At 56.1% G+C, this 624-nt stretch carries 1 protein-coding gene and 1 pseudogene (1 of these 2 running past the window's edge); both read right to left on the minus strand.

Going from position 1 to position 624, the window contains the following annotated elements:
• Nucleotides 1–165 (minus strand): annotated as a pseudogene (locus tag Z052_RS05685) (hypothetical protein) (it extends 70 nt beyond the left edge of the window).
• Between the two features lie 232 nt (nucleotides 166–397).
• Nucleotides 398–624, minus strand: a 227-nt coding sequence (locus tag Z052_RS20730) for a hypothetical protein (protein ID WP_206746944.1), incomplete at its 5' end; no start/stop codon positions are given.

Genomic DNA, 624 nt, shown 5'->3' on the forward strand with positions numbered 1-624 from the left:
GGGCTCGGCAGCCTCGGGAAGCTCGTCAGTGTCGACCGACTGGTCGCGATACTCGATGAGAGCCCCAATATAGTTCTGTACCTCCTGGAGTGTCTCCGTATCCTGTTTGGGGAGCCCCTCCGCGAGATACCTCGGGAGCGAGGTGGGTGGTGACGGCTGCTCCATACCTTATGTAACAATCGGAGCCATGTTAGCGTTCGGGTGATACATAAGGTGTTGAACTTTCTCTACCAACCGTGAACACTTCAGCGATTACTCAAGATCGTAGGCCGCAATTTCGTGAGAGCCACACTGTGGACACTCATCGACTTCCTTCTTCACGCTGTACCCACAGTGACGGCACTCGTGGTGCGTTGTCGATGACGGCTCGAGTCTCATAATCTGCTGGATGAACTGTTTACTGAGCATGGGTGGGGTCAACGATCTCGCCACAGCTTGGACATTCGGCCCACACGCCCGGATCACCGCCAGCGGTCTCGTAGTGGATGATTGCGTCCCGACCCGTGACTGTCTCGCCGCAGAACGAGCAGTCGCCACGGATTGTCTTTGGGTCATCAGTGGTCATTCTCACGAGCTCGCGAGCTATTTTGAGGGGGAGAGGGAGCGTGTGACACTGTTTTAGAG

The sequence above is a fragment of the Halorubrum sp. C191 genome, assembly GCF_002727095.1.
Taxonomy (GTDB): Archaea; Halobacteriota; Halobacteria; order Halobacteriales; family Haloferacaceae; genus Halorubrum; species Halorubrum ezzemoulense.